The 22,170-nt window shown below is 43.5% G+C and carries 20 protein-coding genes; 9 read left to right on the forward strand and 11 right to left on the reverse strand.

The features are described from left to right. Positions 1-96: 96 nt before the first annotated feature. From IEE84_RS11640 to IEE84_RS11650, 3 genes are all read left to right on the forward strand, one after another. On the forward strand, positions 97-1,164 hold the full coding sequence (locus IEE84_RS11640; RefSeq protein WP_191114277.1) for a bifunctional nicotinamide-nucleotide adenylyltransferase/Nudix hydroxylase: 1,068 nt from the start codon (positions 97-99) through the stop codon (positions 1,162-1,164). A gap of 210 nt (positions 1,165-1,374) precedes the next feature. Further along, positions 1,375-2,772, forward strand: a complete 1,398-nt coding sequence (locus IEE84_RS11645; RefSeq protein ID WP_191114278.1) for a nicotinate phosphoribosyltransferase — start codon at positions 1,375-1,377, stop codon at positions 2,770-2,772. Beyond that, positions 2,766-3,626, forward strand: a complete 861-nt coding sequence (locus tag IEE84_RS11650; protein ID WP_191114279.1) for an SGNH/GDSL hydrolase family protein — start codon at positions 2,766-2,768, stop codon at positions 3,624-3,626. The genes IEE84_RS11645 and IEE84_RS11650 overlap by 7 nt, the downstream gene beginning before the upstream one ends. A 113-nt stretch (positions 3,627-3,739) precedes the next feature. Here IEE84_RS11650 and IEE84_RS11655 read toward each other — a convergent pair whose 3' ends face one another. Further along, positions 3,740-4,018 carry a type B 50S ribosomal protein L31 gene (locus IEE84_RS11655; RefSeq protein ID WP_057761772.1) on the reverse strand — a complete coding sequence of 93 codons (279 nt, stop codon included), beginning with the start codon at positions 4,016-4,018 and terminating at the stop codon, positions 3,740-3,742. 503 nt (positions 4,019-4,521) lie between these two features. Here IEE84_RS11655 and IEE84_RS11660 point away from each other — a divergent pair. Next, entirely contained in the window at positions 4,522-5,121 is a 600-nt protein-coding gene (locus tag IEE84_RS11660; protein WP_191114280.1) for a YceI family protein, read from the forward strand. Between the two features lie 229 nt (positions 5,122-5,350). Further along, positions 5,351-6,442, forward strand: coding sequence for a GNAT family N-acetyltransferase (locus tag IEE84_RS11665; RefSeq protein WP_191114281.1), 1,092 nt, complete (start codon positions 5,351-5,353; stop codon positions 6,440-6,442). A 155-nt stretch (positions 6,443-6,597) separates the two neighbouring features. On the opposite strand, the gene IEE84_RS11670 is transcribed toward IEE84_RS11665, so the two are convergent. Next, positions 6,598-7,035 carry a COG4315 family predicted lipoprotein gene (locus IEE84_RS11670; protein WP_224737788.1) on the reverse strand — a complete coding sequence of 146 codons (438 nt, stop codon included), beginning with the start codon at positions 7,033-7,035 and terminating at the stop codon, positions 6,598-6,600. A gap of 557 nt (positions 7,036-7,592) precedes the next feature. Here IEE84_RS11670 and IEE84_RS11675 point away from each other — a divergent pair. Next, positions 7,593-9,212, forward strand: a complete 1,620-nt coding sequence (locus IEE84_RS11675) for an FAD-dependent oxidoreductase (RefSeq protein ID WP_191114282.1) — start codon at positions 7,593-7,595, stop codon at positions 9,210-9,212. A 131-nt stretch (positions 9,213-9,343) separates the two neighbouring features. Here the strand turns inward: IEE84_RS11675 and IEE84_RS11680 are convergent, their stop codons facing one another. After that, positions 9,344-10,027 (reverse strand): LOG family protein, encoded by a 684-nt coding sequence (locus IEE84_RS11680; protein ID WP_057761780.1) that lies wholly within the window; start codon positions 10,025-10,027, stop codon positions 9,344-9,346. A 422-nt stretch (positions 10,028-10,449) separates the two neighbouring features. Between IEE84_RS11680 and IEE84_RS11685 the strand changes: the two genes are divergently transcribed. Then, positions 10,450-11,295 carry an alpha/beta hydrolase family protein gene (locus IEE84_RS11685; protein ID WP_416383494.1) on the forward strand — a complete coding sequence of 282 codons (846 nt, stop codon included), beginning with the start codon at positions 10,450-10,452 and terminating at the stop codon, positions 11,293-11,295. Positions 11,296-11,343: 48 nt separating this feature from the next. Here the strand turns inward: IEE84_RS11685 and IEE84_RS11690 are convergent, their stop codons facing one another. Continuing rightward, entirely contained in the window at positions 11,344-12,066 is a 723-nt protein-coding gene (locus tag IEE84_RS11690; protein WP_191114284.1) for a putative quorum-sensing-regulated virulence factor, read from the reverse strand. A 196-nt stretch (positions 12,067-12,262) separates the two neighbouring features. Between IEE84_RS11690 and IEE84_RS11695 the strand changes: the two genes are divergently transcribed. Then, entirely contained in the window at positions 12,263-12,853 is a 591-nt protein-coding gene (locus tag IEE84_RS11695; RefSeq protein ID WP_191114285.1) for a M23 family metallopeptidase, read from the forward strand. A gap of 107 nt (positions 12,854-12,960) precedes the next feature. On the opposite strand, the gene phoR is transcribed toward IEE84_RS11695, so the two are convergent. The 3 genes from phoR to dtd all read right to left on the reverse strand — a co-directional run bounded on the left by phoR (position 12,961) and on the right by dtd (position 15,380). Continuing rightward, positions 12,961-14,052: a phosphate regulon sensor histidine kinase PhoR gene (gene phoR, locus IEE84_RS11700; protein WP_191114286.1), complete on the reverse strand. Its 1,092-nt coding sequence runs from the start codon at positions 14,050-14,052 to the stop codon at positions 12,961-12,963. A 58-nt stretch (positions 14,053-14,110) separates the two neighbouring features. Continuing rightward, a complete protein-coding gene (gene phoB / locus IEE84_RS11705) occupies positions 14,111-14,815 on the reverse strand; it encodes a phosphate regulon transcriptional regulator PhoB (protein WP_057761786.1) in 705 nt (234 codons plus the stop codon). Between the two features lie 112 nt (positions 14,816-14,927). Beyond that, positions 14,928-15,380, reverse strand: coding sequence for a D-aminoacyl-tRNA deacylase (dtd, locus tag IEE84_RS11710; RefSeq protein WP_191114287.1), 453 nt, complete (start codon positions 15,378-15,380; stop codon positions 14,928-14,930). Between the two features lie 274 nt (positions 15,381-15,654). Here dtd and asd point away from each other — a divergent pair, with 274 nt between their 5' ends. Beyond that, positions 15,655-16,491 carry an archaetidylserine decarboxylase gene (gene asd / locus IEE84_RS11715; RefSeq protein WP_191114288.1) on the forward strand — a complete coding sequence of 279 codons (837 nt, stop codon included), beginning with the start codon at positions 15,655-15,657 and terminating at the stop codon, positions 16,489-16,491. Positions 16,492-16,585: 94 nt separating this feature from the next. On the opposite strand, the gene IEE84_RS11720 is transcribed toward asd, so the two are convergent. From IEE84_RS11720 to fadB, 4 genes are all read right to left on the reverse strand, one after another. Further along, a complete protein-coding gene (locus IEE84_RS11720) occupies positions 16,586-17,215 on the reverse strand; it encodes an HD domain-containing protein (RefSeq protein WP_191114289.1) in 630 nt (209 codons plus the stop codon). A gap of 238 nt (positions 17,216-17,453) precedes the next feature. Continuing rightward, positions 17,454-18,029, reverse strand: a complete 576-nt coding sequence (locus IEE84_RS11725; RefSeq protein ID WP_101205330.1) for an isochorismatase family protein — start codon at positions 18,027-18,029, stop codon at positions 17,454-17,456. A 284-nt stretch (positions 18,030-18,313) separates the two neighbouring features. After that, complete coding sequence (gene fadA / locus IEE84_RS11730; protein ID WP_191114290.1) at positions 18,314-19,486, reverse strand: acetyl-CoA C-acyltransferase FadA; 1,173 nt, start codon at positions 19,484-19,486, stop codon at positions 18,314-18,316. Between the two features lie 230 nt (positions 19,487-19,716). Continuing rightward, positions 19,717-21,876 carry a fatty acid oxidation complex subunit alpha FadB gene (fadB, locus tag IEE84_RS11735; RefSeq protein ID WP_191114291.1) on the reverse strand — a complete coding sequence of 720 codons (2,160 nt, stop codon included), beginning with the start codon at positions 21,874-21,876 and terminating at the stop codon, positions 19,717-19,719. Positions 21,877-22,170: the final 294 nt, after the last annotated feature.

Consider the following 22,170-nt stretch of genomic DNA (forward strand, 5'->3'; position numbering starts at 1 on the left):
AAACATCTTTATACTTGTCAGAAAGTCATAGGCTGTGTCAGTATTAGCGTCATTAATTTTTAATCAATAAAAATAAGTCGTAGGAAGTTGGCGTCTATGAGTGAATTATCAGAGCAACATTCAGATAAGCAAAACCTAGATCAAAAAAGCAGTAAGCACTATCGTTATCTGGTCTTTATCGGACGCTTTCAGCCATTTCATGCTGGCCACAAAGCCGTCATCGATGAGGCATTAAAACGCTCAGACGAAGTAATTATGCTGATCGGCTCAGCCAACCTGCCACGTAGCTTACGCAATCCGTTTAGCGTCGCTGAGCGTGCCGCAATGATCAAAGGCGCCTACTCTGAAGAAGAAGCCGCACGCATTCACTGTGTTGGCTTAGATGACGCACTCTACAATGACACTCGCTGGCTACAGTATGTGCAAGCAGGTGTAAAATCTGTCACTGGTGACTTGCAGACAGATATTGGCTTGATTGGTCATTCAAAAGACAGCTCATCTTACTATCTGTCATTGTTTCCCAACTGGGACTCTGTGTCAGTGCCCAATTATCATAACTTATCAGCCACGCCGATTCGCGACAGCTATCTGATGGGTGCTACGCCGACACCTGAGCGTACGCCAGAGTCGACGCGTAACGTCCTCGATGCATTCAAACAAACTGACGATTATCATCAGCTGCATGAAGAAGCAGACTTTATTGATAAATACAAAAGACAGTGGGAATCAGCCCCATACCCGCCTACTTTTATGACTGCCGATGCATTGATTGTACAGTCGGGGCACATCCTACTGGTTGAGCGCCGTAGTATGCCAGGGCGCGGACTATGGGCGCTACCTGGTGGATTTTTGAATCCAAAAGAGACGCTGTTTGATGCTTGTATCCGTGAGCTACGTGAAGAGACTCGCCTCAAAGTGCCTGAGCCAGTACTGCGCGGCTCTTGCCATAGCCAACATACCTTTGACGATCCATATCGCTCAGCGCGTGGTCGTACCATTACTCAAGCGTTTTATTTTCAGCTCAAAAACGATCCAAAAGGTCTGCCAAAAGTAAAAGGCGGCGATGATGCGACCAAAGCATTTTGGTTACCATTGGCTGAGCTCGATGCGAAGATGATGTTTGAAGATCACTATGCAATTATTACTAAAATGGTTGGCTTGTAGTTCACTGCTAATCGTTTTTTCTAGTAGCTTTCTTTAGTAGTCTTTTTTAGTAGATTTTTCTAATAGCTACTTGAGCAAATTATCATCAAAACAGCTATCACTAAATATCGCACTAATCATTTGATACCAACGCCGATAGACGGCAATCAACCGCCGCCACTGTTCTTTTATTAAAGCAGCTGCGGCACTTCAAAGCAGAGGAGTTCTGTGATGTATACCAGTAATCTAAAAAACTTAATCTTAAATAGCGACAGCTATAAGACCTCACATTGGGTGCAATACCCAAGCGGTAGCGAGTATCTGTCAAGCTACATTGAGGCGCGCAAGGGCGACTACGATGTGGTGTTCTTTGGCTTGCAGGCCTTTATCAAAGAATACTTAAGTACGCCTATTACTCATCAAGATATCGATGAAGCTGAAAAGGTCATTCAGGCGCATGGCCTAACCTTTAATCGTGCTGGTTGGGAGCATTTGATTGAAAAACACGACGGCTATTTGCCACTACGTATCCAAGCCGTACCAGAAGGCAGTATCGTGCCTGTGTCCAATGTAGTCTGCCAAGTGATCAATACCGATCCTGAGTTTTACTGGCTACCCAGCTATATCGAAACAGCGCTATTGCGTGCTATTTGGTATCCATCTACGGTCGCTAGTGTTTCTCACTATTGCAAAGACATTATCCGTCAAGCGTTAGAAAAATCATCGGACAATACAGAGTCCCTGCCTTTTCGCTTGCATGACTTTGGCGCACGCGGTGCATCAAGCCAAGAAACGGTTGCGCTTGGTAGCTTAGCCCATTTGGTCAACTTTGCTGGTACTGACTCGATGACAGCGCTTATAGCTGCCAGTCGCTGGTATCAGATGGGTGATGATATGCCTGCATTCTCTATTCCAGCGGCCGAGCACAGTACGATGACAGCTTGGGGACGTGATGGCGAGACTGCTGCTTTTCATAATATGATTGAGCAGTTTGGCGGTAAAGACAAAGCCTTTTCGGTCGTTTCAGACAGTTATGATTTATGGAATGCCATCGACAATATCTGGGGCGACGCCTTAAAAGACGAAGTCAAAAATATGGGCGGTACCTTGGTTATTCGACCAGACAGTGGCGAGCCTACCAAAGTCGTCCGCGAAGCGTTGGAGCGCTTGGCAGTGAAGTTCGGTACGACGGTAAACAGCAAAGGCTATAAAGTGCTGCCCGACTACGTACGCATCATCCAAGGTGATGGCATCAGCTCGCAAAGCTTAAGCAAAATTATTGATGTAGTAATCAAAGCAGGCTTTAGCATAGAAAACGTGACGTTTGGTATGGGCGGTGGTCTATTACAGCAAGTCAACCGCGACACCATGAGTTGGGCGATGAAATCTAGCGCTATCTCTATTGATGGCGCATGGAAGGATATTTATAAAGATCCTGTTACCAGCCGCTCAAAACGCTCAAAAAAAGGACGATTGGCACTGATAAAAGACGACAGCGGCCAGCTAACAACTGTCAAAGAAAATGAGATGGTCGACCCGACTGATAATCTATTACGCGATGTATACGTCGATGGTAAATTGTTAATTGAAGACAGTCTTACGACTATTAGGGAACGTGCGGGATGGTAAACACTAGTAAACTAACATCAGTCGCAAAGGACGTTTTACTTGCCCCTGTCTACCTCTATCAAGGTCGAAAAATCAAGCGTGATACGGTTCGCTTGCCTGAACCACATGGTGAAAGGCACGGCGTGATTGACCTACCTCAAGCGAACAATATGGTATCAACGCAAGACGCTAAGACATTTAACCTTATGGTCGTTGGCGATTCAGCAGCGGCAGGTGTAGGTAGCCAGACCCAGCAGGAAGCGTTGGTCGGTAAGCTACTCCCGATACTGGAGCAAAACAAAGCTATCCAATCAAACTTTGCTCGACTCAATTGGTCATTGCAAGCGACAACAGGTCATACTAGCTTTGATATTCTACGCAGGTTATATGTCTTACCTGCTCCTGAGCAGTCTATCGATGTGATGTTGCTAAGCGTAGGGGTCAATGATACAACGTCCAATGTCTCTGTGCATAAATGGCAACAGCAAATTGAAGACATCACCAATATTGCACAGCGCAAATTTGGCGTACGAGAATTGGTTTTTTTAAGTTTGCCGCCGATGGCGCAAATGCCTGCAATCCCCGCCCCGCTCAATAACTTTGTGGGTGCAAAAGCATCGGTACTTGATGGGATATTGCAGCAAGTCTGTGCGGCTCATGCTGGTGTCACCTATATGGCAACCGACTTTACGCGGATGCTAGAAGAGCATGCAAATGGCTCGGCTATCGATATCAATGTGATGTTTGCCAGTGATGGATTTCATCCTAGCAGTCTGATGTACGGCTATTGGGCGCAGCAAATCGTAGAGACTATTATTCAGTTACTAGATTCTATTCAGTTATTGGACTCATCTACTACTGAGTTTGAGCGCTAAAAAACTGGATAGAGTATCATTTAGATTATAAAAAATTAAACCCAATAAAAAACCGCTGAATAATCAGCGGTTTTTTATTGCTTAGCAAAATACATTTACACCATGAGTGTAAATTATTCAGCAGCGTCTGCAGCTTTCTTGCTACGGCCACCAAATGCGCCAAAGCGTTTGTTGAAGCTTGCAACACGACCTTCAGTAGAAGTTTTACGTTGCTCACCAGTATAGAACGGATGCGACGCACTTGAGATATCAAGTGGGTAGTATGGGTATTCTTTACCTTCGTATTCACGAGTCGCTTTAGTCTTAGCAGTTGAGCGAGTCAAAAAGAACACGTCAGCGTTAGTGTCGTGGAATAAAACTTCTTGGTAATTAGGATGGATATCTTTACGCATAATATACTCTCTAGGTCCGATGTATGTACAACGTCTAAATACAGCATCAGCGATGATGTATCAAACAAATAATGACATACGTAACTGAGGCACTAAGGACATTACAAGTATGGCAACTGCGTCACTGGCTTATTCCAGCACCCAACACCACCCTTCTGTTCGCTTAGCCTTTCCCCAGCGGGAAAATTAAACCGCGATTTTAACGGTTTTTGACGTAAGACGCAAGGAGCAGTTGTGATAGAGATATGTGATAAGTTGTCACTGAAAGCTCGAGAGTATTGAGATAGATGATTGGTTTTAGTACAGTAATAAAGTTAGTTAAATTAATCAATAGTAAATACTGTTGTAGATAATCTAACTAAATATAACCTTAGCTTTTAATCATATATAGTATACTCAAAGGGTACAGCTACGCGATACAAAATCCATTTCAACATCGCTACTAGCAACTAATTTGCTTCTCAACCACTCATAACTTAATTAGATTAAATAAGGATCATTTAATGATAAATACTAAAATAAGCACGGCCACCAAAGCACTATTTATTGGCTCAGCGTTAGCAGTTACTACCATAGCAAGCGCTGCACTACCAACTCAGTGGGAATTAGACGACTCACATACTCGCGTCGGATTTTCTGTGAGTCATATGGGATTCTCGACCACTATGGGTCATTTTAGTGATGTTGAGGGCATGGTGAATTACGATATCAAAGCACCAAATCAAACCAGCATGAACTTTACCATTGCGACTGACAGTATCGATACCAATTGGGATGCTCGTGACAAGCATTTAAAAACGGATGAGTTTTTCAATGTAGCAAAATATCCAACCATGACTTTCAAATCTACTCAGGTCAAATTCATCAATCCACAACAGGCTAAAGTAACGGGTGACTTTACTTTGCTTGGTCAAACCAAACCACTAACCTTAGACGTCACGATGAACAAAATCGCTAATAGCCCTCTTACCAAAGAGCCAGTCGTTGGTTTCCGTGCCACTGGTACACTTGATCGCGCCGCGTATGGTATGACCGCTTACGCTGACGGTATCACGACCAACGTCCCTATCCAAATCGATGGCGAGCTAGTAGAAAAGAAATAACAGTAAGTTTATAGCTCTCTAACAGTTTTCGACAAAAACAAAAAAGCAGCCTACCCTCGTTTATAGAGGCAGGCTGCTTTTTTATTTCCTATAGATTCGTCTACGCTCTAATTGTATATTCATTATTTTACATAAAAGGTTTTTATATACTTGAAGGCTTCATACTTTGTTGTTATATTCATATATACGGATTTACGAATATATAACGCAACACTGAGGGAGCAGCAACGTGGATACAGTACAAGTTGATTACATAGCGATAGATGCTGAGTGGGATAAGAAGGTATCAAGTCATCATTTTGATATATACCACTTATCTGGTTGGATTGCGGCCTCAGCTGTTATCGACAAGGGCAAACCTCAAGGCATCATCGCTCACTATAAAAACAAGGAAGTATTGTTACCCATCATAATTAGACAAATTGACTCAGAGCACTGGGATGCTACTTCTACTTATGGTTACGGGGGCCCGTTGATGGACAAAACCCTCACTGATGCCGAGTTAGACATTGTACTGGATGAGATAAGAGCTTTTCTTTGCGAGAGAGGCTGCGTGTCCTTATTTATGCGGTTGCACCCGATTATTAATAAAGAATGGATACCCACAGTTGGCAAGGCACTTACTCACGGACTGACCTTGATGTCTGATTTGAGTAAGTCCGAAGAAGAGCATTGGAGCGAGACGCAAAATCGACATCGCCGTGGTATCAAAAAAGCCATAAAAATGGATGTCGTGACAAAAACAGAATACTTGACTAGGCAAAACGCCATAGTGTTCTCAGACATTTATAAAGAGACGATGCGACACGTCAAGGCCAGTGATTATTACTTCTTTGATGATGATTATTTTTTTAATTTGCTTGAAAACCTTCAAGAAAGAATACTGTTGATAACCGCCTATCAAGACGATAAGGCAATTGGGTCTTCTATATATACGCTCTGCCAAGAGTCAGGCATTATGCAGTTCCATCTTGGCGGTACGCTGAACGCCTATACACATCTACAACCTTCTAAACTTATCACTCATGTCGCGCGTAATTGGGGACGAGAGAACCGTTATGAAGTGCTACATCTTGGTGGCGGCGTTGGTTCCAATTTAGATTCTTTATATGAGTATAAGAAAGGCTTTAGCTCACAAGAGTTACTATTTAAGACTTACAGGCTCATCGTCAACGCAGCGAAATATACAGAGTTGGTGACGGATATCTGGTTCACGGAAAGTGATCTGCTCTCAGACTTTTTTCCTTTATATAGAAAACAGCCTAGCAAAGAAGAAGTGTTAGAGACCATTCAGGTTGAGCCTTTAGCAAAGGTGACATAGTACAGATTACATCTAATACTAGTGAGTATACGTGCGCTGCTGTTGATTACAGTAGAGAATAACACCAAACAAACAAAAAGCAGCCTGCCTCTGTAATTGAGGACAGGCTGCTTTTTTATCTTAACGTTTTCGAGTTAGTTTATATCTAACACCTGTTATTTACTTGGGATAACGTGCCAAACGCCAAGTTTATCATCACCGTCTTTGTCACCAACTTTTGTGTCATTAGCGTAGAAGTATAAAGGCTTACCGTTCATTGCCCATTGATATTTGCCATCTTCACGCTTGAATGCAGCGAACTGACCTGAGGCTTTAGCATCACTAGGCGCTTTGAAGATTGGCCACACAACTTGGCAGGCTGCACCACAATCTGACTGGTTCATAGAATCTTTATCAAACGTATATAACGTCATATGGTTAGTAGAATCCACCAACACCCCATTCTTACTAGTGACTGGCGCTGTATTATTGTTGGTTGCCTGTACTTCATGCGTGCCCGACATATCATTACCGACTACGTTTTTTAAGGTAGTACAGCCAGTTAGTGCCAATACACCTGTTAGTGCCGATAGCATCATTATATTTTTCATCATAACTTCCTTGTAATTTTAGTCGTATTTTTCATAGCGATAAGCCTGTTGTCGTTTACTTTATCGACTGTCCCTTTTGTCAATTCTGATATTTGTAGTTTTGAACAGTCATCAAAACAGAACCTACGCTTCTTGTTAAGCAAAATAAATATAGCATATGGTTTTATATTATCTTGATAATCAATATATACGCTTACAAAAGTGGTCGAATTTTACAAAACAATAAAACGAGCTTATTTTTGATTTCACAAGTTTGCCACCTCTCTCGTTTACTCTATTTTCACACAGGTTCATTTGTCTGAAAAAATTCACACATATAGCGACTCGTTGACAAAACTCATGCATCTTCTTACGTATTTCCCATCATATTGCCTGTAGTTCTTCGTAAAATAAACCTATAGAGATGAAGAATGGCTAAACAATAGAAAAGATGACTATTGAAGTTCAGATTTGTGTGTTGAACTTAATTACCTTCGCACGCATATCAAGAAATATAGAACATTGAATAAATATACCGAGCACGGCCTAATACAGATGCTATTAAGGATACAACGACGACAATGACTCAGTCTTTTGATAAAAACTACGCTCAACCCTTTAATCGTGACGCTCATTCTGAGGTGTTATCTTACGGGGCAAAAAACATTCAACCTAAAAAGCGTGTTGGCATTTTGGGCGGTGGTACTGCGGGATCAACGATTGCGATTCGACTTGCTGCGTTAGGATTAGAGACCTACTTATTTGAGAAGAAAAAATCACTTATTGATGGACCACCTATGTGTCATTTGCACGCAGGTGGTAACTTGTACCGTGAAATACCGGACGAGGATTGCGTAGCACTGCTTAAGCAGTGTATCGATATTTTGCGTTTGTATCCGCATACTATTGACGTTCGTCCTACTGTGTTTGCCGTACCGACACGTGACGAGGGGCTGCCTGAAGATTTACTACCGCGTTTAGATATTCTGACTGATGCTTATCAAGAACTGATCGAGCAAGATGCTAATAATAAGGTATTGGGCGAGCCTGAAGATTACTATCAACTTTACAGCCATGAGCAATTAATTGTGCTGTCTGAACGTGAGCAAGTCGCTGTACCAAGTACAGTTGATGAATGGATGATTCCGGTCGCTAGATACTTAGATTTGAACAAAGTTAAATTTCCGTTAATTGTTGTCCAAGAATATGGCTGGAACATTTTTCGTTTAGCCGCTTCTGCCAAGCTTGCACTTGAAGAGTACGACAATGCGCATGTATTTACCGAAACTGCTGTGCAAAAAGTCGTTCCGGTAGATTGTGAGAACTGTACCAACGCTGACCATCATGTCACCAAATGGCGTATCGACTATCAACAGATCCATAGTCAAGAACATGACTCTCAGCCTGAGTCTATCGAAGTTGATTACCTAGTCAACGCTTGCGGATTCCGTACGGGTGTTATTGACGATATGATTGGTGTCGAAGTCACACGTATGGTCGAGTTCAAATCGTCTTATGTGACTCATTGGGGCGATGCTGGTGGACAGATACCAGAGATTATCGTCTATGGTCAACGAGGTACGCCAGAAGGCATGGCGCAGCTTACTCCCTACCCTGGCGGATACTTTCAGATTCATGGTATGAGTAAAGCCATTACTCTGTTTGATGATGGTCTTGTCGCATCAAGTGAAGACAGTGCGCAGCCAAAACTGCCACAGCAATATATGCACTATATTGAAGACGGTTGGGATAAAGCGCCCCTACAGGCACGTAGTCAGCAAGCGATTGAGTATGTAGCGGAGTTTGTACCGACATTTAACAGCGCACGTACTGTTGGTAACGCACTATATGGTGGACAGCAGATTCCTGGACAAGATGATACGCTGCGAGTCGCTGACGTGAGCTTATACTCTAATATACGCTATGCCCGTGCAGAAAACGTCAAAGCATCTTCGACCTTGATTGCCGCTGATCAAATCGTTAATGAGCTGACAGATCTAGGTTTGATAGAGAACGATACACCTCTGAATCGTAGTCGCTATGCCCATGAATGGTCGTACCTTGTCCATAACGATAGCCTCGCTGTCGATGAGGTTGCACGTGAGCTCGCTAAGCAGCGGGGATTCCCAATCGCGATGGCTCATGTCAATCATAGTATTCGTGAAGTAGCATTGGACGATCTCACGCCTGCTGATGCCTAATAGGCATGATTCGCTGATAGGTTGTTAATACATATAAAAAAGGAGCAGATAACCGAGATTTGGTTATCTGCTCCTTTTTTGCAATAGCTTTTAATATTTAATCATTTGCTGTGTATGAATAGCGATACGGCTTAACTATTACTGCCTGCCATTTTCTCTGTATCCACAGCATCATCTATGGTCACTACTGTTTGTAGCATATCGATCGCTTCGCTGATGGTATTGCACACCACTAGACGATCTAAATCTTCCTGCTTCATAAAGCCTTGCTCAGTGGTATATTTCAAATGCTCAATCATACGGTCATAAAAACCATTGATATTTAGAATAATCATTGGTTTTTCGTGCTGGTACAATTGACGCCACGTAGCAATTTCCATAATCTCTTCTAACGTTCCTAGCCCGCCTGGTAGCGTGATAAAGGCATCAGCATACTCTGCCATGACGGTCTTACGCGTGTGCATAGTGTCAGTCAAATGCAAGCGAGTCAGCTGCTCATGAGCGATTTCGTGCTTGAGCATAAAGGTTGGAATCACGCCCACTGCTTGCGCGCCGCCATTGATTACTTCATCCGCAACTGCGCCCATCAGACCGATACTAGCACCACCATATACTAGCCCCATGCCATTATTTGCTAATGCACTGCCGAGTTCGCGTGCTGCCTGTTCATATACGTCACCATTGCCCAAGCGTGAACCGCAATACACAGCCACGAGCGGCATGGACAAGGCAGACTTGTCGACTGCTTTTTCGATATTTGTAATGTCTTTGCTTGTGATTACGTCATAAGTATCATCGTTGATTTTCATTTGCATATAGCTTCCTTAATTACCTGTCAGTTTTTATTGAGTGCTTGTTATTAGTGAAGGCTGCATACCGACACCTATCATTTATATTGTCATGCACATGATTCATAAGACAAACTCGCCAAGTCATACGAAACTTGGAAGTCATATTTGCGCAACTGTCTTGCCAGCATTTATCTTAACATAAGCAATGCTACCACATAGTCACAACGATTTATCACTACGCAACGACTACACTTTCAAGATGCGCATTTATTGTTCATCATAGCTCGATATTCATTATCTACTAATAAAAATACTAAGGTATACTCATGGATAATCACAATGCCTCTCCTACCGCCGAGCCATCAAGCTCTGTGATTAATAGCAATCTCACTAATAAAAGTAATGTGCATGACGCGAGCAATATTGATATTTACTCATTAAGCATCATGACCGATCGCAACCAAGCATTGGCAGCCACTGTCTATCGCCCTAAAGATGCGACAAAAAAAGCAATCATGATGGCACCAGCCACAGGTATTAAGCGTCACTTTTATCATAATTTTGCGACCTATCTAGCAGAAAGCGGCTTTGGGGTGCTGACCTTTGATAACGAAGGAATTGGTGAGTCACTATCGACCGATCTGGCAAAATGTAGCGCTACCTTGATCAGTTGGGGTCGCCACGACATGCCAGCTGTACTTGATGCCTTACAAGATGAGTTTCCTGAGGCTTCTTATCATCTTATCGGTCATAGCGCAGGTGGTCAGCTCATTGGCTTGATGCCCAATTATCAGGCGATTGGCTCAGTGTTCAATGTCGCTTGCTCGTCAGGGCGTATCAAAAACATGGGCATGCCATATAAACTCAAAGCTATGGGCTTTATGGATGCGTTTATTCCATTCACTAATTTAACACTAGGCTATACGCCGTCAGACAAAATCGGTATGGGTGAGCCGCTACCACGCGGAGTAGCGCGTCAATGGCGTGAATGGTGCAATGGCGCAGGCTATATCAAAACCGCATTTGGCAAAAGCATACACACGCATTTCTACGATGAGCTCAGTATGCCAGCACTGTGGCTTGGCTTTAGCGATGACGATATCGCCAACAGTGAAAACATGGACGATATGATAAGGGTATTTACAAAAATGCCCGTAGAAAAGCGTTTCTTAGACCCTGAGGATTTTGGACTAAATCATATCGGTCATATGCGCTATTTCAGCAGTAAGACCAATATCAAAGCTCCGCAGCTATGGCAGATGGCGGTGACATGGTTGCACGACCAACCATAACCTTATCGTCACGTGGCCTCTTATATATTGGCTACGTAATAACTTAGATTACTTTTTTGCGTTTTCTGCTTCATCCAGTTTTAAGCGTTTAGTCAGTGCCGAATACAGCGACGGCTGCATATTATGAATATTGCCTATCATCCATTTAACATAGCTGATAGGCACATCTTTGATAGGCTTGCCTTTATGCTTACCAAACGGCATCTTGTTCACAGGAGTCGCCTTATTGGAGATAGCATGTGCCGCTGCAAAGTCTGTCGGCGCAATTTCTAGACGCTCGCAGCATGCTTGATACAGCAGATAGCACATTCGAGCATCGCCAAGCGCGTCATGAGCGGCAATCGTCATTACACTCGCCTCACCTTTACCCAATAACTGCTCGATACACTTAGACTGACCGTAAGCACGCCATTCTGGAAAGGCTGCCCGCGCTAGTCTCACTGTACAAATCAGCTTAGCAGAAGGACTGCCAATCACTCGCCAATCAAAACGTACGTTATGACCAATCAAGTACTCTGGTAATTCAAACTGCTCCAACTCAAAGCGCTCAAGTCCAGCCACATCATCATCGGTAATACCATGCACCTTTATGACAATAGGTGAAATAGATCGACCACTATTAAAGTATTTCATCCACTCAAAACCAGTTGCTACATTGATAGTAGCAACTTGGATGGGTCTGGGATCACTGCCCTGATCTGTTTCGGTATCGATAACCAGTGCTGTTTCGCGCGTGGCAGAAATATCAGCAGGCTTAAAAGCATCATTCATAAAGTATTACCCATCAGTAGCAACTGTCTATGCTCAGCAGAAATGTTAAGTAAATAAACTATATTTGCTGTCTATATCCTTAACCATAAAGATATCTATGGGGGTAAAAACGATAGATAACAATGCGATACATACGTTATCAGACGAAGCTTTTATAATAAAATCTCAAATGATATAAAATATATATGAGACATCAATGCTAGCAGATGGAAACAACCAGCCTCCCAGACCTTCTCTTTTCAGTCGTTTAATAAGCCTATTGATTAAGGCTACTGTATTGCTAGCACTGTTATTTGTCTTCGATAAACTACTACCTAGTATCAGCCAACAGACGCAGTCATTTGTGGTTGCCAAATGGCAACAATTAAGTCTATTGCAACAAGAGCTGCCGACCGAAAACAGCTTGCCCAGTCCACTACCAGAACGAGACCTGACAGACACTTGGGGCGCGGCACGTAGCCAAGGCCGCTCCCACGAAGGCATCGATATCTTTGCACCGCGCAATACTCCCGTGCAGTCGACTACGCAAGGTGTGGTAAGCAAGGTTGGTGAAAACACATTGGGTGGGCGCGTGGTCGTGGTGGTAGGGCCTGGTGGCGCAGGACATTACTATGCTCATCTAGAAGACTATGCTGACATCTCTCCCAATGACTGGGTCAATCAGGGTGATGTAATAGGTTATGTGGGTGATAGCGGTAATGCAAAAGGGACACCGACACACGTACATTATGGTATCTATATTAATGGCAGTGCGGTCAATCCTTATCCGCTTTTGCAAAAGGATTAACGAATACAGAAAAGTATATCGTTGCCCCGAGCTGAAGTAGTGCTAAGTTTGCATTAATCACAAAACTGAAGCCGAAAAACCAACGCTAATACAGACTAGAAATCATATTAATTGGCTGTGACAGATCTGACGTAATTTGAGGGAAATACCACACTAAATGTCGACCCTTCCCCTTCTACTGAATCGATTTGCAATTGCGCTTCGTGCTGGTGTAATACATGTTTTACAATCGCTAGTCCCAACCCCGTACCACCTGTCGCACGGCTGCGACCTTTGTCGATACGATAGAAACGCTCTGTCAAACGGGCGATATGCTCTGACGCAATACCGATCCCATCATCTTCAACCGCGAAACGGCAACCATCAGACGTCCTTGTCCAGCTGATAGTGATATTGCCACCCTTTGGCGTATATTTGATCGCATTGATTACCAAATTGGATAGCGCACTATTTAAGTACATCTCTGACCCGTACAGCCCATCATACGTATCTATATGCAAATGAATGATGTGTTTGTATGCTTGGTTGTAGGCCTGTGCATCGTCGTAGATATTGGTTAGTAGCTTAGTCATATCTATATAATGCAGCTCGTGTGACTCTTCGATTTCAATCTTAGACAGTAGCAGTAAGTCGTTCACAATTCTGTTCATACGGGCAGTTTGCTGCGTCATCAGCTCAAAACCGCGACGCCATTGCGGCGGCATATCTGGCTGATCGGAGAAATTTTCCAGATAGCCCATCATCACAGTTAATGGTGTTCTAAGCTCATGCGAGACATTCGCCACAAAATCTTGACGCATTTGCTCTAAATGCCGCAGGCGGGTCACGTCATATACAAACAGCAGTTTTTCATCACCGAAAGGAGTCAGTTCACACTTCAAGTAGCGACTAGGATCTCGCCATGATTCTATATGGACGCCATCGTTGGGTATCGTTGTACCTTCATAGTACTGGCGGAACTCAGGTACAGTAATAAAGTCAAAAATATTTTGACCTTTGTCCTCTGGCTGTAGCAGCAATAAGTCTTGTGCTGCCTGATTCCACCACTCTAAACCGTCAGTATTATTGAGCAAAATCACTGCATCACGCAGGGCTCGTAGTGCACTGCCGATTTTTTTGAGTTGCTCCGCTGTACTTTGAGTAGATATTTGCTCTAGTAGAGCTGATTGCTCACTTTGTGCTGGCGCTATCTTGTCCATTTTTTATCCTTACCACTATCCGCTGCCTCAATATTGCTGCGGCATTATATGTACAAGATTAACTTGGCTCAATCAGGCTAGAAAATCGGTAGCCTGTTCCACGTACCGTCTGTATCAATGTATCACAGTCATAAGGTCGCAGTAATTTACGTAGACGTTTGATATGCACATCAATGGTTCGGTCTTCGATATATACATTGCCGCCCCATACCTGATCGAGCAGCTGCGTGCGTGTATAGGCGCGCTCAGGGTGACTCATAAAAAATGCCAATAGGCGATACTCTGTGGGCCCAACATCAACGATTTTACCTGCAGCTGTCACGCGCTGACTCTTAGTATCTAGACTTAACTGTCCAATTTCGATAGGTTTGTCGCTGCTCATCGCGCTACTGCGGCGTAGTACGGCTTTGATTCTAGAAATCAGCTCACGAGTCGAAAAAGGCTTGGTCATATAATCATCTGCGCCTGCATCAAGACCATGCACCTTACTGTCTTCTTCACTTTTTGCCGTTAGCATAATGACTGGTATTTCAGAGAGTAGCTCATCGTTTTTGAGCATACGACAAAAATCCACACCGCTCTTGTCACCTGGCAACATCCAGTCTAACAGTATCAATGACGGTCTATGATCGACCACTTGCTGATGCGCCTCTGACACATCTGCCGCTTGCAAGCTATCAAACCCAGCCATCTCTAGCGTCATGACAACCATTTCACGAATCGCAGGCTCATCTTCAACAATCAAAATTTGCTCATTATACATAGGACATTCTCGGTGTTAGAGGACAAAATCTAGCATGTAAAAAGGCGATATATACTCACCAGTCTCTACCTATTAAACGGATTAATTATGACAGCTTGATGACACTCCAAAATCAGATTTCTAGTAAAAAATTGAGCGGCCCATCATTGACGCTCGACACTTGCATATCAGCACCAAACTGACCAGTTGCCACGTTCGGGTGCTTAGTTTTGGCATAGTCGACCAGTTGTTCAAATAACGCTTGCGCCACAGCAGGTGCCATCGCACCACCAAAGTCTGGTCGGCGCCCTTTGTCTGTTTTTGCCATCAAGGTAAATTGTGAAACTAATAATAGCCCACCAGCAACCTGCTGAACGTTTTTATCCAGTTTACCAAATTTGGCCGGATCATCGTCATTTTCAAAAATGCGATAGGTCAATATTTTATCAATCATACGCTGGGCAGCGGCAAAATCGTCTTCGTGCCCCAAGCCAATATATGCCAATACCCCATGCCCAATCTCACCGATACACTGTTGATCGACGACCACACTAGCGTGCTTCACCCGTTGTATGAGTGCTTTCATTTACTAATTCCTTAACAGATTATGGCCATACAATAATATGCTGTCCATGATAAAATACCGTCATTAACTTAACTATTATTAGGGCGTGTTTGATATTCACAAATAGGTACTGCGGATCGCTAAAACTGTTCCAGACAAGGCGTAAAACGACGATAATGCTCATGCCTTATCTAGATTTACAACGTAGTATGGCGCAATTTTATCCACTGTCAGTGCCATGGTCGAATTTCCAACACGCCCCTATTACATTACACCTTATTTTGGTAGCCTTATTATGAATGTATTTACCACCTTACAACAGCTTGTGCCGCAGCAAAAGCTCAGTAAAGTCGCTGGACGTTTGGCCGCCAGTCGCCACCCTTATGTCAAACGCACCTTTATCCGTAGCTTTGCCAAAGCTTATAATATCAGCTTAGACGAGTACGAACGCCAAAGCCTTAACGCTTATGAGAGTTTTAATGACTTTTTCACTCGTGAGTTAAAAGAAGATGCTCGTACTATCGACGCCACTGCAAACGGTATCGTGAGTCCTGCGGACGGTATTATCTCTCAGCTAGGACAAATCGAAGACCACAAACTACTACAAGCCAAAGGTCGTCACTATGATGTCGGCCAACTACTTGCTGATAGTGAAGATGGCAGTTATTTCGCTGATGGTAGTTTTGCGACTATCTACTTAGCGCCTAGTAATTATCACCGTGTGCATATGCCATTTACTGGCACATTAACCAAGACTCGCTATGTGCCTGGCACCCTGTTTTCGGTCAATAATACTACGGCGGCTAACGTGCCAGACTTGTTTGCGCGTAATGAACGTCTGGTCTGTATGTTTGATACCAAGTACGGCAAAGCAGCTGTTGTGATGGTTGGTGCTATGATCGTCGCTGGTATTGAAACTGTCGCCACTGGCAAAATTGCTCGTACTGACGACATATTCGAGTCCAATCATGACATGCAGTTTGCAGCAGGCGAAGAGCTTGGACGCTTTTATTTGGGCTCAACGGCTATCGTAGTATTACCAAAAGCAGCAAAGGCTGACTGGATAGATAGTATGCAAGCCAACAGCGTCGTGCAAATGGGTCAATTGCTAGGAATGGCAAACGCTCAATAACACGCCTGTATAAGAGTACTGAAAATATCAGCCCAGTTAAGCGTAAATCATCATGCTTTATTGGGCTTTTTTTATGTCTGTTACTTATGCAGACTTACGCGTCAATTAACCAGCCTTGCTGAGTTGCGTATTCAATATTATGTGAGAGCCAATCATGGATAGGAGGAAAGCTGTCTTTGATAAATGCATGCGCACCTGCCACTTGCGAACGCGTAACACCAAGCTCAATCCACGTTTTACCATCGGTATTTAGATTGAGTAAAAACGGCAATAAGCGATCGACCACTCTGAGCAACTGGCTCTCTTTGCTACTTCCTGTTTCTTGCGCTTCCCAAACCTCGCTTAAATCACTAATGCCATTGCCTCGCTCACGTTGCAATCTGGCAATGCCTGCACGCTCTTCGACGTGTGCATCAGTACGCGTATCGGCATACAAAAAAGTATCGCCCGCATCAATCTCACCCAAATCATGAACCAATGCCATCTTCAGCAATTTTTCATGATTGACATCTAGCGCAAATAATTCAGCAATCGACCAACAGGCCATCGCTAAATGCCAAGAATGTTCGGCAGAGTTTTCTTTGCGAGTGGTCTGTGTCACATAGCTTCGGCGATTCACGCGTTTGAGCGCATCTAACTCCAATAAGAAATGAGTGACATCATCGATATCGATATGTGAAGTAGATTCGGAATGAGTGAGTGATATAGAGCTGGCTTGCGACATTGATTTTCTCTGGCTTTCTCTAGTTATTGGTTTTAATGCTTATAATTTCTGGCGATTTTAAATTTCATTGCTCAAAGTATTATGGTTAGTTTGCTATCTAGCAATGGTTAAAAGACTATTACCGTTATCAAAAAAATAGCGCTTATTTTACCAAGCGCTATCTATTATAAATTAGAAGATAAATGGTTAAATTGAATCTCTATTTATCCAAGTCTTTGAGCAACTAAGGCTTAGCCACTTACTTGATCAAATTAATAATGGTTTTAAATGCAGGATCTTCACTGCTGCGGCATAGCTCAAACAAGATTGATTCGACAGTACTAATCACCCCACCTGCACGGCGAATACGGCGAATTGCTTGCTTTTTATCATAAGGAAAACGAGAACCCACGGCGTCACCAATGATGACAGGCTGCATACCATTGTCCAATAAATCTAGTGCCGTTTGCATGATACAGACATGTGCCTCAGCACCAAAAAGCAACACGGTACTACGGTTCTGCTGAGCCAAATGATGCCATGAATCATTGTTGTCGCAGGCACTAAACGTAACCTTTTCAAAGCTTTTGGCATTGTCTCCTTCGAGTACGTCGCGCAGCTCTGGTAAAGTATCGCCCAAGCCTTTTTTATATTGTTCATTGAGCATGATTGGAATATTGAGCGCTTGCAGCCCTTTAATCAAGGTAACGGTTTTTTTGACGATATTTTCGTGATCGTAGATATGCGGCGTTAAGCGCTCTTGCACATCGACAATCATCGCTTGGGTATTCTCACGAGCGATTCGATAGGTGCGATCATTAATCATAGTAGACATAGTACACTCCTTGTACGGCTGACAGTTGCAACTAAAAACTATTTTAGAATTATCATAAACAGTGCCATGGTTCATCTTTCTCTTATTTAGTCATAGTTTCATGAATGCGTCAATGGAGATAATTTTTAATCTCCGTAATACTGTGTTTTTCGACTCTATGATTTACTAACTGGCTAACTATTAATTTGACCATAAAAAAACCTCCAGCCATGATGACTAGAGGTTCTTCGTTAGCGAGTAGCTGTTTATTGAGTGTTCAAATAATCTTGTTTATATAAATAAGATTACACACGCTCAATAATAGTAGCGATACCTTGGCCAAGACCAATACACATCGTCGCTAGACCGATTTCAGTATCTGACTGCTCCATCGCGTTTAGCAATGTCACTGTGATACGAGCGCCTGAACATCCTAGTGGATGACCTAGAGCAATGGCACCACCGTTGATGTTAACGATGTCTTGCTTGTCAGATAGGTTCAGGCCTTTTAATACTGATAGACCTTGAGCAGCAAATGCTTCGTTTAGCTCGATGGTTTGCATGTCATCAATGCTCATGCCAGCACGCTTCAATGCTTTTTGGGTAGCAGGTACAGGACCATAACCCATGATAGCTGCATCACAACCAGCCACAGCCATACTACGGATACGGGCACGTGGCTTTAGACCTAGATCTTTGGCTTTTTGTGCGCTCATTACTAGCATCGCTGACGCACCGTCAGATAATGCAGATGAAGTTGCCGCTGTTACTGTACCGCCTTTTGGATCAAACGCTGGACGTAGCTTTTGCATTTGCTCCATCGTTGCATCTGGACGAATCACTTCATCAACCGTACATAGTTGCAGACGACCAGCAGCATCATGACCTTCGATACCGATGATTTCATTGTCGAAACGACCTTCAGTAGTTGCAGCCCATGCACGGCGATGTGACTCAAGACCAAACGCATCTTGCTCCTCACGCGTGATGTTGTTCATACGACCTAGCATTTCAGCAGTCAAGCCCATCATGTTTGACGCTTTTGCATAATGCTTAGAAGCAGCAGGGTTTAGATCAACACCGTGCATCATGCCGACGTGACCCATGTGCTCGACACCACCGATGATGAATACGTCACCTTGGTTGGTCATAATTTGTGCAGCGGCAGTATGTAGTGCCTGCATAGAAGAACCACATAGACGGTTAACCGTTTGGCCACCAGCAGTCTTTGGGATACCAGCTAGCAAACCGATGTTACGACCGATGTTCAAGCCTTGCTCTAGCGTCTGGTTGACACAACCCCAGATAATGTCTTCGATATCATTGGTATCAAAGTCATTACGTTCTACTAGCGCACGTACTAGTTCCGCTGACATGCTATCAGCACGTACATGACGGAACATACCGTTTTTGGTTTTGCCCATTGCCGAGCGTACGCCATCTACGATGACCACATCTTTTGGACTTAAAATTGTCATACCATATTCCTTTTCAATTTTTATTGTCAGTGTAGTCAGCCCAATTTACGACTATTACCTCATTAATCTCGCTCAAAGTACAATAGGTACATTTGCGCTTGATTTACTCGTACTAGCGTTAAATTGAACCAACTATAATCGTACGTTCGCTATTGGAGACGATTCATGTCTCAATTGCTTTCATGCAAAATAGCAAACGTACTGCACTTCATCCTAGTAATGACTGACTATTACGCTGTTGCGTAAAAAGTCTCGCCTGCGGCTGCCATGTCGCGAATCTTTTGTGGCGCTTCATAAGCTTTACCAAGATGTGCGTATTTTTCACATAGTGCCAAGTAGTTATCTAGACCCATTTGGTCGACATAACGGCAAGGACCACCACGGAATGGAGGGAAACCTACGCCCATAATCATCGCCATGTCGGCCTCGCTTGGTGTGCTTACGATGTTGTCTTCTAGGCAGCGAACCGTTTCGTTGCAGAAGGCAATCATAGTGCGATCAATGATTGCTTGATCGTCAAACGTTTGCTTTTCGCTGTCAGTCGTGGCTTTTAGCAACTCGTAAGTGGCTTCATCAGCAACTTTTTTTGGCTTGCCGCGCTTGTCCATTTCGTATTTATAGAAACCGATACCGTTTTTCTGACCTAGACGCTCATTGTCATATAGATGCTGGATAGCACCTTTATAATCAGGCTTCATGCGATCAGGAAAACCATCAGCCATCACTGCTGCGCCATGTACACCTGTATCTAGACCGACCACGTCGATTAGATATGCAGGGCCCATTGGCCAGCCGAATTTTTCCATCACTTTATCGACATGAGCAAAATCAGCACCTTGCTTAAGTAGCAAGTCAAACGCGCCAAAGTATGGGAACAATACACGGTTTACGAGGAAACCTGGGCAGTCGTTAACTACTACTGGCACTTTACCCATTTTAGAAGCAAGTGCAACAGTAGTCGCGATGGCTTCTTCAGATGATTTCTCACCGCGGATAACTTCTACCAATGGCATACGATGTACTGGGTTGAAGAAATGCATACCGACGAAGTTTTCTGGACGCTCAAGCGCTTCTGCTAGGAACGTAATAGAGATAGTCGAGGTATTTGACGCTAGGATACAGTCGTCTTTTACTAGACCTTCTACTTCTTTAAGTACCGCACGCTTCACGTTTGGATTTTCTACAACCGCTTCGATAACGATATCAGTCTCAGCAAAATCACCGTAGTTCAAAGTAGGACGGATACGGCTTAAGGTTTCACCCATTTTTGCTGGGGTCATCTTGCCGCGTTCTACCATTTTGCCAAGCAGTTTGCTTGCTTCGCCCATACCAAGATCTAATTGCTCAGACTTGATATCTTTCATGATGATTGGCAAGCCTTTGCTGGCTGCTTGATAAGCGATACCGCCACCCATGATACCAGCGCCTAATACAGCGGCTTCGCTGATGTCATGTGCTTGTTTGCTGTGTTTTTTGGCCAGTTTTTTGACTAGCTGATCGTTTAAGAATAGACCAACCAAGCTTTCTGCTTGTGGCGTCTTAGCGGCTTTTGCAAAACCAGCAGCTTCTACTTCGATTGCTTTGTCACGTGATAAATTAACGTGCTTTTCAATCGTTTCGATAGCGATTGCTGGTGCTGGGTATTGCTTAGGATTGGCTTTAGCGAAAATAGCACCTTTAGCACTGTTGAACGCCATTGCTTGCTCAAGCTGGTTTAGCTTAACTGGAGCCAGTTTTTCTTCACGTTTTGCTTTCCAATCAAGCTCACCTGAGATACATTTTCTGACTAGATCAATTGCTGCATCTTGTAAGTCATCAGCAGGTACAGTCGCGTCAACCAAGCCTAGCTTCAATGCTGCCAATGCTTTCTTTGGGCTACCAGTCGCGATCAGCTCAAGTGCGTTATCGATACCGATGATACGCGTACTACGAACTGTACCGCCGAAACCTGGGAAGATACCTAGCTGAGTTTCTGGCAAACCGATGATGGCTTTGTCACTCATGACACGGTATTCACAAACCAAAGTCATTTCACAACCGCCGCCCATCGCCGCGCCATTGATAGCCGCAACTTTAGGGAATGGTAGGTCTTCAAAACGATTGAAAGCGTCATTAACATGAACGACCCAATCTTTGATCTCGCTTTCTGATTTTTTGAAAGAACCGACGAATTCTGTGATATCAGCACCAGCGATAAACACGCCTTTGGCTGAAGTAACGATAAGACCTTTTACGTTGTCGGCTTTTTCTAACGCACTAACTGCTTCACCAAACTGTTTGTTGGTTTCGGCATCAAATTTGTTCACGCTCTCATTTTCGGCGTTGTACTGCATGTTGGCGATGCCATCCTCTAGCATTGTCACCGTGATGCGATTTCCTTGGTATACCATTTGAAACTCCTTTCTATATAACGAAAGCTACGTTTTGAATTAAAATAAATAGCCAGTTACTGTTAGTAAAATGGGTAATAGCACTGTGCGCTTGTCATGTTATAAAAACAAACATATAACCAGCGCACCAGTGAAGATGTCTTTATTATCCAGCACTCATCATGATGCACTTATTTTGCGTCTCTTACATGACATCATGTGACGCTTCATTTATATACCGCTGTTGCAGGTACTGATGTTCAAAATATTGACTGAGACTTGGTCTAACACTCGGTATCGACGATTGAACATCCT

The organism is Psychrobacter sp. 28M-43 (assembly GCF_014770435.1).
GTDB lineage: Bacteria > Pseudomonadota > Gammaproteobacteria > Pseudomonadales > Moraxellaceae > Psychrobacter.

What these genes read in the sequence shown, in the direction of transcription:
- IEE84_RS11640 (WP_191114277.1), top strand. Translation starts at nt 97, where the DNA reads ATGAGTGAATTATCAGAGCAACATTCAGATAAGCAAAACCTAGATCAA.
- IEE84_RS11645 (WP_191114278.1), top strand. Translation starts at nt 1,375, where the DNA reads ATGTATACCAGTAATCTAAAAAACTTAATCTTAAATAGCGACAGCTAT.
- IEE84_RS11650 (WP_191114279.1), top strand. Translation starts at nt 2,766, where the DNA reads ATGGTAAACACTAGTAAACTAACATCAGTCGCAAAGGACGTTTTACTT.
- IEE84_RS11655 (WP_057761772.1), bottom strand. Translation starts at nt 4,018, where the DNA reads ATGCGTAAAGATATCCATCCTAATTACCAAGAAGTTTTATTCCACGAC.
- IEE84_RS11660 (WP_191114280.1), top strand. Translation starts at nt 4,522, where the DNA reads ATGATAAATACTAAAATAAGCACGGCCACCAAAGCACTATTTATTGGC.
- IEE84_RS11670 (WP_224737788.1), bottom strand. Translation starts at nt 7,035, where the DNA reads ATGATGAAAAATATAATGATGCTATCGGCACTAACAGGTGTATTGGCA.
- IEE84_RS11675 (WP_191114282.1), top strand. Translation starts at nt 7,593, where the DNA reads ATGACTCAGTCTTTTGATAAAAACTACGCTCAACCCTTTAATCGTGAC.
- IEE84_RS11680 (WP_057761780.1), bottom strand. Translation starts at nt 10,027, where the DNA reads ATGCAAATGAAAATCAACGATGATACTTATGACGTAATCACAAGCAAA.
- IEE84_RS11685 (WP_416383494.1), top strand. Translation starts at nt 10,450, where the DNA reads ATGACCGATCGCAACCAAGCATTGGCAGCCACTGTCTATCGCCCTAAA.
- IEE84_RS11690 (WP_191114284.1), bottom strand. Translation starts at nt 12,066, where the DNA reads ATGAATGATGCTTTTAAGCCTGCTGATATTTCTGCCACGCGCGAAACA.
- IEE84_RS11695 (WP_191114285.1), top strand. Translation starts at nt 12,263, where the DNA reads ATGCTAGCAGATGGAAACAACCAGCCTCCCAGACCTTCTCTTTTCAGT.
- phoR (WP_191114286.1), bottom strand. Translation starts at nt 14,052, where the DNA reads ATGGACAAGATAGCGCCAGCACAAAGTGAGCAATCAGCTCTACTAGAG.
- phoB (WP_057761786.1), bottom strand. Translation starts at nt 14,815, where the DNA reads ATGTATAATGAGCAAATTTTGATTGTTGAAGATGAGCCTGCGATTCGT.
- dtd (WP_191114287.1), bottom strand. Translation starts at nt 15,380, where the DNA reads ATGAAAGCACTCATACAACGGGTGAAGCACGCTAGTGTGGTCGTCGAT.
- asd (WP_191114288.1), top strand. Translation starts at nt 15,655, where the DNA reads ATGAATGTATTTACCACCTTACAACAGCTTGTGCCGCAGCAAAAGCTC.
- IEE84_RS11720 (WP_191114289.1), bottom strand. Translation starts at nt 17,215, where the DNA reads ATGTCGCAAGCCAGCTCTATATCACTCACTCATTCCGAATCTACTTCA.
- IEE84_RS11725 (WP_101205330.1), bottom strand. Translation starts at nt 18,029, where the DNA reads ATGTCTACTATGATTAATGATCGCACCTATCGAATCGCTCGTGAGAAT.
- fadA (WP_191114290.1), bottom strand. Translation starts at nt 19,486, where the DNA reads ATGACAATTTTAAGTCCAAAAGATGTGGTCATCGTAGATGGCGTACGC.
- fadB (WP_191114291.1), bottom strand. Translation starts at nt 21,876, where the DNA reads ATGGTATACCAAGGAAATCGCATCACGGTGACAATGCTAGAGGATGGC.